This window comes from Streptomyces apricus, from assembly GCF_008369065.1.
GTDB classification, from domain to species: Bacteria; Actinomycetota; Actinomycetes; order Streptomycetales; family Streptomycetaceae; genus Streptomyces; species Streptomyces apricus.
The window spans coordinates 5,036-18,852 of sequence record NZ_VDFC01000061.1; the positions used below are offsets into that span (position 1 = coordinate 5,036).

The 13,817-nt window shown below is 72.8% G+C and carries 13 protein-coding genes; 9 read left to right on the top strand and 4 right to left on the bottom strand.

Going from position 1 to position 13,817, the window contains the following annotated elements; translation table 11 throughout:
* Positions 1 to 256: 256 nt before the first annotated feature.
* On the bottom strand, positions 257 to 1,705 hold the full coding sequence (locus FGF04_RS32640; RefSeq protein WP_149514997.1) for a WGR domain-containing protein: 1,449 nt from the start codon (positions 1,703 to 1,705) through the stop codon (positions 257 to 259).
* A 177-nt stretch (positions 1,706 to 1,882) separates the two neighbouring features.
* On the opposite strand from FGF04_RS32640, the gene FGF04_RS32645 reads away from it, so the two are divergent.
* The 6 genes from FGF04_RS32645 (at position 1,883) to FGF04_RS32670 (ending at position 8,091) form a co-directional block, all read left to right on the top strand.
* Positions 1,883 to 2,197, top strand: a complete 315-nt coding sequence (locus FGF04_RS32645) for an antibiotic biosynthesis monooxygenase family protein (RefSeq protein WP_149514998.1) — start codon at positions 1,883 to 1,885, stop codon at positions 2,195 to 2,197.
* Positions 2,198 to 2,507: 310 nt separating this feature from the next.
* The gene (locus FGF04_RS32650) at positions 2,508 to 4,580 is read left to right on the top strand and encodes a CASTOR/POLLUX-related putative ion channel (RefSeq protein ID WP_149515027.1); all 2,073 of its coding nucleotides are present in this window, start codon (positions 2,508 to 2,510) and stop codon (positions 4,578 to 4,580) included.
* A gap of 13 nt (positions 4,581 to 4,593) precedes the next feature.
* Entirely contained in the window at positions 4,594 to 4,833 is a 240-nt protein-coding gene (locus FGF04_RS32655; protein ID WP_188114329.1) for a hypothetical protein, read from the top strand.
* On the top strand, positions 4,833 to 5,219 hold the full coding sequence (locus tag FGF04_RS32660) for a toxin Doc (RefSeq protein ID WP_149514999.1): 387 nt from the start codon (positions 4,833 to 4,835) through the stop codon (positions 5,217 to 5,219). Before FGF04_RS32655 ends, FGF04_RS32660 begins: the two co-directional genes overlap by 1 nt.
* A gap of 137 nt (positions 5,220 to 5,356) precedes the next feature.
* Positions 5,357 to 6,271, top strand: a complete 915-nt coding sequence (locus FGF04_RS32665) for an alpha/beta fold hydrolase (protein ID WP_149515000.1) — start codon at positions 5,357 to 5,359, stop codon at positions 6,269 to 6,271.
* Positions 6,272 to 6,516: 245 nt separating this feature from the next.
* Entirely contained in the window at positions 6,517 to 8,091 is a 1,575-nt protein-coding gene (locus FGF04_RS32670; RefSeq protein WP_149515001.1) for a discoidin domain-containing protein, read from the top strand.
* A gap of 79 nt (positions 8,092 to 8,170) precedes the next feature.
* Here the strand turns inward: FGF04_RS32670 and FGF04_RS32675 are convergent, their stop codons facing one another.
* Both FGF04_RS32675 and FGF04_RS32680 read right to left on the bottom strand, forming a co-directional pair.
* The gene (locus FGF04_RS32675; protein ID WP_149515002.1) at positions 8,171 to 8,518 is read right to left on the bottom strand and encodes a MerR family transcriptional regulator; all 348 of its coding nucleotides are present in this window, start codon (positions 8,516 to 8,518) and stop codon (positions 8,171 to 8,173) included.
* Positions 8,519 to 8,618: 100 nt separating this feature from the next.
* Entirely contained in the window at positions 8,619 to 9,557 is a 939-nt protein-coding gene (locus FGF04_RS32680; RefSeq protein WP_149515003.1) for an aldo/keto reductase, read from the bottom strand.
* 247 nt (positions 9,558 to 9,804) lie between these two features.
* On the opposite strand from FGF04_RS32680, the gene FGF04_RS32685 reads away from it, so the two are divergent.
* Together FGF04_RS32685 and FGF04_RS32690 are read left to right on the top strand one after the other, a co-directional pair.
* Positions 9,805 to 11,529: a SpoIIE family protein phosphatase gene (locus tag FGF04_RS32685; RefSeq protein WP_149515004.1), complete on the top strand. Its 1,725-nt coding sequence runs from the start codon at positions 9,805 to 9,807 to the stop codon at positions 11,527 to 11,529.
* A 215-nt stretch (positions 11,530 to 11,744) separates the two neighbouring features.
* Positions 11,745 to 12,278: a nucleoside/nucleotide kinase family protein gene (locus FGF04_RS32690; protein WP_149515005.1), complete on the top strand. Its 534-nt coding sequence runs from the start codon at positions 11,745 to 11,747 to the stop codon at positions 12,276 to 12,278.
* Between the two features lie 83 nt (positions 12,279 to 12,361).
* Here the strand turns inward: FGF04_RS32690 and FGF04_RS32695 are convergent, their stop codons facing one another.
* Positions 12,362 to 12,970 carry a TetR/AcrR family transcriptional regulator gene (locus FGF04_RS32695; RefSeq protein ID WP_149515006.1) on the bottom strand — a complete coding sequence of 203 codons (609 nt, stop codon included), beginning with the start codon at positions 12,968 to 12,970 and terminating at the stop codon, positions 12,362 to 12,364.
* Between the two features lie 92 nt (positions 12,971 to 13,062).
* Between FGF04_RS32695 and FGF04_RS32700 the strand changes: the two genes are divergently transcribed.
* Positions 13,063 to 13,812, top strand: coding sequence for an SDR family NAD(P)-dependent oxidoreductase (locus tag FGF04_RS32700; protein ID WP_149515007.1), 750 nt, complete (start codon positions 13,063 to 13,065; stop codon positions 13,810 to 13,812).
* Positions 13,813 to 13,817 lie beyond the last annotated feature (5 nt).

Genomic DNA, 13,817 nt, shown 5'->3' on the forward strand with positions numbered 1-13,817 from the left:
TCGCAGCCTTTCGTCGGAAGCAGACGGTGGGGGGAGGCTCGTTCATGTGGGTGAACAATGAGTTCACCTATGAACATGCGGTGTGCGGATGAACGTAAAGGTCTGAACCAACGCCGTCAAGAGGTGCGGAGCAGGACGACGACAGCCCGCGGTCCACCACCCGGTGACGGGTGGTGGACCGCGGGCTGCGGGCCGCGGACTACGAGATGCGGACTACGAGGTGCGCATTACGAGGTGCGGGACGGGGCGGGTGCGGTCACAGCAGGCGGCGGATGTCACCGCGCACCCGGTAGAAACCGCCGGCCGCCGGGTGCAGGGCGTCGACGACGTAGCGGGCGCCGGGCTCCCGTATCGTGCGCGGGAACTGGACGTTCCAGGACGGGTCGTAGCCCTCGGACACCACGTGGACCCGCAGCCGGCCGGTCGTCTGGACGCACTCGACGACGATGCCGCCGACCGGCGCCTGGGAGACCGTCGGCAGGGCGGTCGCGGTCGTGGCCGGTGCGTAGGTCGGCAGGGCGGCGGCGAGCTTGACGTCCCGCGCCACCGGCACCGTGCCCTGCTGGGCGGCCGTGATCGCCGCCTCGCTCGCGTCCACGCACACCAGCGAGCCGTCCGTGGTCACCAGGTAGAGCCGCTCGTCGCGGTACTGCATCGACAGCGCCGAGCCGCCGCCCGTGCCGAGCTTCCACAGCCGGGTGCCGTCTCGGTCGAAGCAGTAGACGGAGGAGGACGCGTCACCGGCGAAGACGAACCGGCCACCGGGCGAGGTGGCGCACGAGTAGACCGCACTGTCGCAGGCGTAGGTGGCCTCCACCGCGCCGGTGGCCTTCGACAGCCGCTGCACCACGCGGTGCGAGGTGCCCGCGTACACCGCGTCCTGCTCCTGCCAGCCGAAGAGGACACCGCCACGGGTCGGCGTGTGCCACAACTCGCCGGTCCCGTCGGGCGCGTAGGCGCTCACCCCCGCCCCGTGGCCGTGGTAGACGGCACGGTCGTCCGCGCGGACCATCCAGGCGTGCTCGCCCTGGCTGCGGCGGGCCCACTGGTGTTCGTCCTCGTGGTCGATGACGGTGAGGCGGCCCTCGCGGTCGGAGACGTTCAGGACGCCCTCGTGGATGTCCAGCCAGAAGATGTCGACGTCCGCCGCGACGTCGTACGCCGCGAACGGCAGCTTCGAGGACAGGTCGTAGACCCGGCCGTCGTCGCACCCCGCATAGATCCAGAAGTCGTCCGCCACCAGGCACTTCACCCCGTCCGGCAGGTTGAAGTGCGCGAGGACGGCGCCCTCGTGGTCCAGGGTGTAGACGTCGCCCGACTGGTTGCCGACCCAGCACCGGTCGTCGTCGACGTGGATGCCGAACGCCGACGACTGCGTGCGGAACCGCCACAGCACCGGGGCCACCGCCCGTGCGGTGGAGGGCGCCGAGGCCACCTGGCGGCGGGTCACCGCGCGCGGCGCGCGCTGCCCCGCGACGGCCGGGGCGTACCCCTTGCGGACCTTCTCCCCCACCTTCTTCGCCGCCGCGGCGCGCGCCTTGTCCGCCGTCGGGAACGTCGTCGTCTGGGTCTGTCCGGCGGCGCCTATGCGCCCGTACCGCACCGTCACCACCAGGCCGTCGACGGCCACTTCGTAGAACTTGTGCGCGGTGCCGTCGTCCTGCGACAGCTCCAGATACGTCCTCGACGCGGACCCGGTAGACATGACAGACCCCTCCCAGAGCGCGGCCCGCGCTCTTCCCGGCGGGTCCCACTGCTCACACCGTAGAGGGGGCCACTGACATCGGCGGATGCAGGTGGCGTACGCCTGCCCGCAGGACATGGATCCGCCACCGGGGACCCGCTCGCCCGGTGCCGGGCGGGTCTGGGGCAGGATGGCTCCATGAGCGTAGTCAAGATCAACGTCCTGACCGTCCCGGCCGAGCAGCGGGAGGTCCTCGAAAAGCGCTTCGCGTCCCGCGCGGGCACCGTGGAGAACTCCGACGGGTTCGAGTGGTTCGAGCTGCTGCGTCCGGTGGAGGGCACCGACAGCTATCTCGTCTACACGCGGTGGCGGGACGAGGAGTCCTTCACCGCGTGGATGGAGGGCTCCATGAAGGCGGCCCACCAGGGCGGCGAGCGCCCCAAGCCCGCGGCGAGCGGTTCCACGCTGTGGTCCTTCGAGGTCGTCCAGCAGACGCCGCCGGCCGGCTCGTAGTCCTCCGCACCCTCCCGTAACCCTCCTCCCGTACCCTCCGCGGCCGCTCCCGAAAGGATGAACGGCGTCCCGTCCGGGCGTGTCCGTGCCGCCGGACCAGCACGCTTTACACGGAGGGCACTCCTGTACCGCGAGCCGGACGGCGTGCCCCCGTGTGTGCGTCGGCGGCGCCGCCCGGGCGGGCGGGGGAAGTGGGTGCTCAGTGCGGCGGAGGCGGCCGACCTCGTCATGGGACCCCTCGTTACGGGATCCCTCGTTACGGGACCGGGCCCGCTACCGGTTCGACACCACGCTGGCCCGCAGCACGAGGATGCTGGTGGGCTGGCTGGTGCTGTCGTGCCTGACGGTGGTGGTCCCCGTCAGCGCGCTGGTGGTCTGGACGGATCCGGCCTCCCCGCGGTCGCTGTCGGGCCGGTTGCTGGCCGTGGGGCGCACCAGTGCGGAGACCCTGCGGCTCGGCGCGCCGAGCGGTGCGCCCGTCCGGGTGGTCCTGTCGCTGGTCCTGGGACTGGTCGCGCTCCTCTGCGTGTCGACCCTGGTGGGGGTGATCACCACCGGGCTGGGCGAGCGTCTCGCCGAGCTGAGGCGGGGCCGTTCGACGGTCCTGGAGCAGGAGCACGCGGTCGTCCTGGGCTGGTCGGACCAGGTGTTCACGGTGGTGGGCGAACTGGTCGCCGCGCGGGCGGGGCGCCGTTGCGTGATCGCCGTACTCGCCGACCGCGACGTCACCGAGATGGAGGAGGCGCTCACCGCGTCGCTCGGGCGGGGCTGCGGTGTCCGGCTGGTGTGCCGCAGCGGTTCATCGACCTCCGTCGACACCCTGGCCCTGGTCACGCCCCGGACCGCCGGTTCGGTACTGGTACTGCCCTCGGACACGCCCGACGCGGACAGTGAGGTTGTCCGCACGCTGCTGGCCCTGCGGGCGGTGCTCGGCGAGGAACCGGGGCCACCCGTCGTCGCGGCGGTGCGTGACCGCCGCCACCTGCCCGCCGCGCGGCTCGCGGCGGGCGTCCGCGGCACGATCGTGGAGACGGACGCGACGGCGGCCAGACTGCTGGTGCACTCCGCGCGCCGCAGCGGGGTGGGCGAGGTCCTGCGCGACCTGCTCGACTTCGCGGGCGCCGAGTTCCATCTCGTGGACGTACCACCGGACGACCGCCGGGCCGACGGCAGGGCGGACGGCAGGCAGGCCTCCCCGGAGCGCTGTTTCGGGGACCTGTCGCTGTGCTTCGAGCGGGCGAGCGTGGTGGGGCTGCTGCCGCCCGGGGGACCGCCGCTGCTGAATCCTCCGGCGCGGACCGTCGTCGGCCCGGAGGACCGGCTCGTCGTCATCGCGCACGACTGCGCGGCCGGCGCGCCCACCGACTGCCGTGCGTACGTCGACCGCACGGCGGTGGCTGTGGCCCGGCCCGAGTACGCCGGGCCGGTACGGGTGCTGCTCCTGGGCTGGAACCGCCGTGCCCCGCTGCTCGTCCAGGCGCTGCGCCAGGGCGTCGTACCGGGATCGGTGCTCGATGTCGTCATCGACGACGCCGTGGCCGGGGACGTAGCGGTCGGTGACGTCGCGGTCGGTGATGTCGTGACCGACGGCGCCTTGGCCGACGACGCCCTGGTCGACGGGACACGGTTGACCGTCACCTGCCGCAGCGGCGATCTGCTGCACCCGGAGAGCCTCGACGGCCTGGACCTCTTCGGCTACGACAGTGTGATCGTGCTGGGCGCGGACGCCGGGACCGGTCCGGGGCACCCCGACGACCGGGTCCTGGTGACGCTGCTGACACTGCGGTCGATGGAACTGCGGTCCGGCCGTACCCTGCCGGTGGTCGCGGAGCTCGGCGACCACCGCAACCGCGCGCTCGCGCCGCTGGGGCCCGCCTCCGACCTCGTGGTGCAGGGCGAGCTGACCGGACTGCTCATGGCGCAGATCGCCCACAACCCCCATCTGGCTTCCGTCTTCAGCGAGTTGTTCGCCGCGCACGGCGCCTCGATACATCTGCGCCCGGCCGGTCACTACATCACGCCCGGGAACGAGACGTCGTTCGCGACGGTCGTGGCCGCGGCCCTCGACCGGGGCGAGTGCGCGATCGGCTACCGCTACCGGCGGCCCGGCCCGGACGCGGGGACCGGTGGGTCGGGTACCGATGGGCCAGGGACCGGCGGGCCGGAGACCGACCGCCGTCACGAACTGCGGCTCAACCCGGCCAAGTCCGAGCGGCGCGTGTGGGACGCGCGGGACGAGGTGGTGGTCCTGGCGACCGACACCGCCGCGTCCGACGCTCCGCCCGGCCCCCGGCACGACCCGGCCGGTCCGGTGCCCACCATGCCCCACGCCCGCGACGGCAACAGCAACAGCACCCCGCGCAGACAACGAGGTACCGAGTAGGTACCATGCCCGTATGCCATCACTGAATGTGACGTTCACCGAGGAAGAAATGGAAGGCGTGCGCGCGGCTGCCGCGGCCGAGGGCAAGAGCCTCAAGCAGTACATGCACGACCTCGGGGTCCGCGAGATGCAGCGCAAGCGGTTCGTCGCCGGTGCGGCCTCGTGGGCGGACAGGCTGCGCGCCGAGTTCGACGAGGCGTTCCCGGACGAGATCCCCCCGTCCCGGCGCGGCCGGGGAGCCACCGCCGCCTGATGAGCGAGATCCTGTACATCGATGTGCCCTGGCTCCTGGACGTCCAGGACGTCGCCCTCGACGACAACGACGACGTGTCCGTCACCGACTACTCGGCGCTGGTGGCGGCCGTCGCGCGCCACAAGACGCGCATGCCGACGCTGGCCACGTCCAACCCCGACACCGCCTGGCGGGCGGCCGCGCTGCTGCACACCATCGTGCGCCTCGAACCGCTCCCCCACCGCAACAGCCTCTTCGCCGCCTTCGTCACCGGGCAGTACATGGACCAGTCCGGAGAGGGCATCGACCCTCCGTACGGGGCGCTGTCCGACCTGATCAGGAAGGTCCGCGAGAGCAGGCTGAGCATCTACGACATCGCCGACGAGCTCCGTTCCTGGCGCATCTGAACGCGACGGGGCGCGGACCGACGGACGAGCTACTCCGGACTCGGACTCGGACTCAGTCCCGGCCTCGATCCCGGTCCCGGTCCTGGTCCCGGTCTCGCGGCCGATGAGTTTCCGGGGCCGGTGGGGTCTACCGGACCATGACCACCTACAGGCTCGAAACCGCCGGGGCCGACCTCGCCTACGACGTCCACGGTCCGTTGCCGACCGACGGCGGACGGCCGCCGCTCGTCATGATCGGCCAGCCCATGGCCGCCGGCGGCTTCGGTGCGCTGGCGTCGCACTTCCCCGAGCGGACCGTGATCACCTACGATCCGCGCGGCATCGGCCGCAGCACCCGCAAGGACGGCCGGACCGACCACGTGCCCGAGCTCCAGGCCCGTGACGTGCACGCCGTCGTCGAGGCGCTCGGGGCCGGCCCGGTCGACATGTTCGCGAGCAGCGGCGGTGCGGTGACCGCGCTGGCCCTCGTGGCGGCGTACCCCGACGACGTGATCACCCTGGTGGCGCACGAGCCGCCGCTCATGTCCGTGCTCCCCGACGCGCGGGCCGCCGAGCGCGCCCGGGCCGGCGTGCGGGACGCGTACGGGGCCAGGGGGCGGGGCGCCGGCATGGCCGCGTTCCTCATGATGACGTCGTGGCAGGGCGAGTTCACCGACGCCTACTTCGCCCAGGACGCACCGGATCCGCAGGCGTTCGGCCTGCCGGCCGAGGACGACGGCACGCGCGGCGATCCGCTGCTCTCCGAACGGTCCTGGGCGGTCGCCGACCACCGGCCCGACGTCGGCGCGCTCGCCGCGGCACCGACACGGGTGGTGATCGCGGTGGGCGAGGAGTCCGCGGGCACCTTCACGGCGCGCGCCTCGGTCCGCACGGCCGCGCTCCTCGGGCAGGAGGCGACGGTCTTCCCGAGCCACCACGGCGGCTTCCTCGGCGGCGACTACGGCTACGCCGGGCAGCCGGAGGCCTTCGCGCGCAGACTGCGCGACGTCCTCGACCGGTCCCAGGAGTCCCGCTTCCCCGGCCGGTCGGGGCAGGGTGCCGGGTCGGCGTAACGGGGAACGGGGAGGAGGGGGAGGACGGGGAACCCGCGGACCCGGACGGTACCCGTACGGGAAGCGAGCGGTGCCCCTTCCGCCCTTCCGGTGCGGGTTCCGGCGGGGCAGTCGCGGCGTGCCGTCGGTGCAGCCGGGAACGGAGTCAAGTGCCGTTGTCAGAGGCGGGCGTTAGCGTCTCGGACGAACCGCTCGGCCACCCCGGTGGCGGGCAGTCCTGCCAACGACCTTACGGAGCACCCCAGATGACCCCTGCCCTCGTCGATTTCTCGATCCGTCCCGCCGAGTTGTCGAACGCCGTCGTCCGGCACCACCGGTGCGTGATCGCCTCCTCGTACGTCGCGGTCGCGGCCGGCGGCCACCTCAAAGTCGACTTCGCGGCGGGGGGCGGGGACGAGGACGCCGACGTCGTACTGCGGGTCGCGGTGCTCGGTGCGGCCGTCCCCCTGGACATCGCGCTCAACGACGAGGTGGTCACGGAGGGCTTCGCACTGCCCGACGACGGCGACCCGGGCGCCGTGCGGGAGTACCTGGTGAGCGTGCCCGGCAAGGTGCTCAACGAAGGCGTGAACGTCCTGCGGAAACGCAACGCCGCCACCACGGACGAGGGCGACGGCCTGCTCCGGGTGCGTTCGGTCGCGGTGGACCCCGCCGAGGACGCCGGGCGCGCCGAGCGCGTCCGGGCGGCGAGGACGGGCGGACGGTCCGTGTGGACCTTCGCCACCGAGCGGCGCCCCCTCGACGCGCCCACCTGGCAGCCGGGACCGCGCCTGCTGTTCCACCTCGACGCGGAGGCGGGGGAAACCGCAGCCCGGCTGTCGTGGCGCGCGACCGACGGTGCGGAGTCGGCCGTCGCCCTCCGCAGCGACCTGTCCGGCTTCCACGGTCATTTCCGCACCGCCGACGGCGTCATCGGCGAGCTGCGGGGCACCCTCACCGACCGCCGGACCCCCGCGGAGGACACCTCCGGTGTCCTCGGACGGTACTTCGCCACCGAGGAGGAGCGCGACGGTGTGTGGCGTCCCGTGGGCCGGCTGGGGCTGCTGCTCGACGACGGCGGCGCGCCGCTGGAGCGGGTGACGTGGAGCGACCGCGGGGGCGACGCCACCTCGCTCGTGCTGCGGACCGCGGTCACGGGCGCGACCGGCCCGGCGGCCACCGGCGAGCGGCAGGACCTGACCGGCAAGGTGTCCGGGGTGGAGGCCAGCGAGGAGTTCGAGGAGTGGGGCGAGGTCGCGGCCAACCTCCTGCGCAAGGCCAGCAACAAGTGGCTGGCCCACGAGGACTCCGCCGACCTGGAGTTCACCTTCGAGAGCCCCGTCGCCGTCACCGCGTACAGCCTGACCTCCGCCAACGACTGCCCCGACCGCGACCCCTCGGACTGGGTCCTGGAGGGCTCCCACGACGGCAGGGCCTGGGCGCGGCTGGACGCGCAGGACGACCAGCGGTTCGGCAGGCGCTTCGACACCAGGGAGTTCTCCTTCGCCAACTCCGTGGCCTACCGGCACTACCGGCTGCGGATCACCGCCAACCTGGGCGCGGACGAGACCCAGCTGTCGCGCGTGCAGTTCTTCGGCGCCGAGGGCGGCGGCACTCCCCCGCAGCCCGGCGTCTGCGACTTCGTCGGCTACCGGCAGGAAGCCGGCGGTGAGCCCGTGGGGTACCGCGGGACGAGCGTCCCCGCCCCCGTGTCCGGGCCGGGGCAGGAGGACGGCGCGGACGCGGAGGAGCTGCTCGCCGGGGACTTCTCCGACACCGCCCGCAGTCTTCAGGACGCCGCCCACCTGCTCGACCGGCTGACCCGGTACCTGCGCTCCTGACCCGCCGGGTGCATGGACGACTGCGGCCGGGGCCGCCGGGGCGTACGGCTGCGGGGGGGGGAACGTACGGCTGCGCGGGTCAGCTGTAGTAGGTGATCTTCTCGTCCAGGACCTCCATGGCGCGGTGCAGTGCCGCCGCCCGTTGCTGCAGGGCGGCGCGGCGTTCGCGGAGGAAGGCGACGCGGTCCTGCGGGGAGTGGTCGGCGCGCAGGATGGTGACGAACTCCCGCAGGTCCGCGATGCCGAGCCCGGCCTCGCGGAAGCAGGTGACGAGGCCGATCCAGAATACGTCGTCGGCGGTGTACTGCCTGCGTCCGCCGGCGGAGCGCGCGATCGGGCCGATGAGTCCTTCCCGCTCGTAGTAGCGCAGTGTGTCGATCGATACGCCGGTGCGGTCGGCGGCCGCTGCCGGGGTGAGGGTGGTCATGGGGCTCCTTCTACGGCCGTGCCGCTCCGACGGTCCTGCTGTTCGCACAGTCCTGCTGTTCGCACGGCCATGCTGCCCGGACGGCCGCCGCGCCACCGCGCTACCGCGCTTCCGCGAAGCGCGCCATGTGCCCGTCGTCGAGTCGTACGCGATGTGCGGCGAGTGCCTCCTCGACCTGTTCCACCCGGCTCGCGCCGACGATGGGGTCGATGCCCTGCCGCATCAGCCAGGCCAGGACGACCTGGTTGCGCGTGGCGGAGAGTTCGCCGGCCACGTCGTCCAGGACTTTCAGCACCCGGGCCGTACCGGGATGATCGTAGGTGGGCGGGAGCGGCTTGTCCGGGCGTACGTAGGAACCCCACATCAGTGAGCTGTACGACCACACGACGAGGCCCTCCGAGCGGGCGAGGTCCAGGTCCTCGGTGGTGAGCATGCGGTGGCCCGCCTCGGCGACCGGGGTGAGCGGGCGCGGCTGGACGAGCGAGTGGCGCAGTTGGAGGGACGTCCACGGCTGCACGCCTTGCTCCCGGGCGAGCGAGCGGGCGCGCTCGACGCGCCAGGCGGCGTGGTTCGCCGCCCCGACCCGCAGGGCGACCCCCTTCGTGACCAGCTCGCCGAAGGCGCCGACCGTCTCCGCCAGCGGTACGGAACGGTCCTCGGCGTGGGCCCACAGCAGATCGACGTGGTCGACGCCGAGACGCTCCAGGCTCTGCGCCGCCCCGGCGTGCACGGCGCGGGCGGAGAGTCCTTCGGCGCTCTTCGGCCAGGCGTGCGGGACGAGCGGGTTCTGCCGGACCTTCGTCGCGATCCGTACCGTCCCGCGCACGCCCGGGCGGGCCCGGAGCCAGGCGCCGATGACGCGTTCGCTGGCGCCGCCGGCACCGCTGCGGTCGTTCCAGAAGGAGTAGCAGTTCGCGGTGTCCAGCCAGACGCCGCCTCCCGCGACGAAGGCGTCGAGGACCGCGAAGGCGGTGCCGGAGGTGACACGGGTGCCGAAGTCCATCGTCCCGAGGACGATCCGGGGGTCGTTGGTGTCCATGGCGCCCATGCTCGGATCTGGAGCGCGCTCCAGGTCAAGCCCTTTCCCAGCACCGGCGGCACGGGCCCCGTGCACGGCGCCGCCGGCTTCCGTCCCGCCGGATCCCGTCCCGCGGGACCGGAGGACAGCGCGACTGGAAGACAGGCCGGTGCATGGGCTTCAATGGCAGCGCGCCTGTGCGCTTGCAACGGTCCTGCCGGGGTACTGCGCCAGACTGCGTTCGGTTTCGACGAGGGAGGGGAGGGACATGGACGGGCTCGCGGCTCCCGACACGGGAGGCAGACCCCTGCCCGGGCAGCCGGCACGGTCCGGGGTGCTGCTGGAGGAAGCCCTGGGCAACGTGGCGGCGCCCGCCCTCGTCGTCGACGACGACGGTCTCATCATCACGGCCAACGACGCGGCCCAGGGCCTGCTGGGCCGGGATGCCGCGGAGCTGACCGGCCAGGACTCCCACGACCTGCTGCACCGCAACATCCACGGGCATGCCGTGCCCCGTACCCGCTGCGCGCTGCGGACGGCCCTCCTCACCAAGGACATCAGGCACGGCAGCGCCGAGTGGTTCGTGCGCGGGGACGGCGTCCTCGTCCAGCTGTCGTGGCTGATCACGCCCTGTACGACGGGTGCGGGCGTGACGGGTGCGCTGGTGCTCCTGTACGAGCAGGAGAAGGCGCAGCGGGGTGACGACGGGCGCTCCGCACCGCTGACGGAACTGGACCGCCTGGCACTGCTGGCGGAGACGACCACGCAGCTCACGTCCACCCTGGACGTGGACGAGGCCCTGCACCGGCTCGCGGCGCTGACCGTGCCGCGGCTGGCGGACTGGGCGGTGTTCGACCTCCTGACCGAGCACGACGAGGTACGGCGTGTCCTGGTGACGGAGCACAAGGACGGCATCCTGGTCGAGCGGGACGACCTCCAGGGCCCGATGCCTCCCGTGCCCGCCGAGTCCCCGATGCCCCTGTCGCGGGCGCTGCGGGGCGCCGCCTCCTCCCTCGCCGGCCCCGCCACCTACCAGGGCCCGCCGGACTCGGGCATCGCGGTCGAGCAGCAGCGCCTGTTCACCGTGACGGGCATGCACTCCGCCGTGATCGCGCCCATCCGGGGGCTGCGCGACGTGCTGGGCGCCCTGACCCTGGGCCGTTCGCAGCGTCACGACGCCTTCACCCGCGCCGACCTGCCGCTGCTGGAGGACCTGACCCGCCGGACGGGTCTGGCGCTGGACAACGCGCGGCTGTACGAGCGCCAGCGCAAGGTGGCCGAGACCATGCAGCGCCACCTGCTGCCGCAGCTGCCCTCCCTGTCCGGGCTGGAGATGAGCGCGCGCTACCTGCCCGCCCCGGACGCCTCCTCCGTGGGCGGCGACTGGTACGACGCCTTCGCCCTGGCCGGTGGGGTCCACGCGCTGGCGATCGGCGACGTGGTGGGGCACGACCTGGACGCCGCGGCCGGCATGGCGCAGGTCCGCAACATGCTGCGGGCCTTCGCCTGGTCCCGGCCGGAGGCCGAGCCCAGTGCCGTGGTCACGCAGCTGGACGAGGCCGTGATGCACATAGCCGAGGCGCCGATGGCGACCATGATCTTCGCCAGGCTGGCCCTGGGCGAGGACACGCTGTGGCGTCTGTGCTGGACGAACGCCGGTCATCCGCCGCCCCTGCTGGTCACCCACGACGGCCAGGCCCGTTACCTCGACGGGGCCCACGGGATCCTGCTCGGGACGGGGGTCACCAGGCCCCGCCCGGACGCCGTCGCCGTCCTGCCGCCGCGGTCCACGCTCCTGCTCTACACCGACGGTCTGGTCGAGTCCCCGCACCACTCCATCGACCACGGGCTCGAACGGCTGCGCCGGCACGCGGCCTCCCTCGCCCACCGTCCCCTGGACTCGCTCTGCGAGTCCCTGCTGGACCAGGTCCGTCCCGCCGACAACGACGACGACGTAGCCCTGATCGCCCTGCGCACGCCCGCTTCCCCTTAGGAGCGGCGGCACGGGCTGCCCGCCGGCCTCTGCGGTCGGCCACACGTACGTACGCACGCACGCACCACTGGCCGGCTGTTGGGTGGGCCCGCTCCGGGCCGCCGCGCGGCGCGTCGAGGCGGTCTTCCGCCCGGCACGGACCACGGACGTCTCCGGAGTCCGGCGGAGCCGGTAAATGCGTCGCCGGCCGAGGCTGTCGTCCCTACGCTGGCGCGATGGCGCTGGTGTGGGTGACGGGCAATTCAGGGGCCGGCAAGTCCGCGGTCTGCGCGGTGCTGCGCACGCGCGGTCATGTCGCGCTGGACGCCGACGAGGACGGCTTCAGCCGCTGGGTCGACCGGGCCGGGGGCGAGGTGGTGACGGATCCTCCGTCTCCGGTCCCCCAGGGCTGGTTGGACCGCTACGGGTGGGTCGTCGTGCGCGAGCGCGTCGAGGCGCTCGCCGAGGAGTCACGTTCCGGCGTGGCGTTCTTGTGCGGATCGGCGGAGAACGAGGCGGACGTCCTCGACCTCTTCGACGCCACCGTGTGCCTGGTGATCGACGACGACACCCTGCGCCACCGGCTCGCCACCCGCACCACGAACACGTTCGGCCGGCATCCAGAGGAACTCGCGGCGGCCCTGAAGTGGAACCCCCTGACGCGGGCGATCCACGAAGGCCGTGGCGCGACGATCATCGATGCGTGCAAGCCATTGACCGAGGTGGCGGACGACGTGATCGACGCGGTTCGGGAACTGTTCGGGGACTGACGGGGTCGAGAGACCGATGAGGTCCGGAACCTGACGGGGTTCAGAGTCTGACGGGATTCACCCGATGGCGCCGGGACACCGGCTCAGGCGGGCGGCCAGTTCCGCAGGGCGGCATCCGCGACGCGCCGGAGCTCCTCGCGGGTGGCGCCCGCGGCCGCCTCGACCGCGATGCCGTTCGTCAGGGTCATGAGGTAGCGGGCGAGGGTGTCCGGGTCGGTGCCGGTCGGCAGGTCGCCCTCGTCGACGGCCCGGCGGAAGCGGTCGCGGAGGCGGGCCCGGTTGTCGTCACGCCACGCCGCGAGCGCGTCGCAGGCGGCCTGCCCGAGGCCTCCCGCGGCCACGAAGCCCTGGACGCCGAGGCATCCGGCGGGACAGCCGGCACGGGTGGTGGCCCGGACCGAGCCCTCCAGATAGGCGGCGGCCACTTCCCGTGCGGTGGGCTCCTCCAGGGCGCGAGTGCCGTAGGAGCCGGGGCCTTCGGCGTAGCGCTCCAGGGCCCTGCGGAAGAGGTCCTCCTTGTTGCCGAAGGCCGCGTACATGCTGGTCTTGGTGATCCCCATGGCGCGGGTCAGGTCGGTGAGACTGACGCCGTCGTAGCCGTGCTCCCAGAAGACGACCATGGCCCGCTGCAGGGCCTCTTCGGTGTCGAACCCCCGCGGCCGGCCGATCGGTGCCCTGCGCTCAGCTTCCACCCCCTGATCATACCTCTTCTGTTCCGATCGGAACAGAAGTGCTACGGTCGCATTCTGTTCCGGTCGGAACAGAACTATCGGGAGGTCACGTCATGGGAACACTCGAAGGCAGGACGGCCGTCGTCACGGGCGGCGGCACACGGGGAATCGGCCGGGCCACCGCCGCACGGCTGGCCGCCGAGGGCGCGCACGTGTTCATCACCGGCCGCCGCGAGGCGGAGCTGAAGGAGGCGGTCGACTCCATCGGCCCGGCGGTGACCGCGGTGCCGGGTGACATCACGGACGCGGCCGACCTGGACCGGCTGTACGGCATCGTGCGCGAGCGGGGCCGGGGGCTGGACGTGCTGTTCGCCAACGCGGCCACCGCCTCGTTCGCGACGCTGGAGCAGATCACCGGCGAGGACCTCGACCGCGTCTTCGAGGTCAACGTCAAGGGGACGCTCCTGACCGTGCAGAAGGCGCTGCCGCTCCTCAACGACGGCGCCTCGGTGATCCTGAACGCCTCCAGCGCCGCCGACCACGGCACACCGGCCTTCGGCGCGTACGCGGCGTCCAAGGCCGCCGTCAGGTCCTTCGCGCGGACCTGGGCCAATGAGCTCAGCGGCCGGGGCGTCCGCGTCAACGCGATCTCACCCGGGCCGATCGACACCTCCGGCATCACCGAACTCGTCGGCGAGGAGAACTCAGCCGCCTTCAAGGAGAAGCTCGGCGCGGAGGTCGCGATCGGCCGGATCGGACGCCCGGAGGAGATCGCCGCGGCGGTCGCCTTCCTCGCCTCCGCGGACAGCAGCTACATGATGGGCGCCAACCTGTACGTCGACGGCGGCGAGAACCAGATCTGACGCGA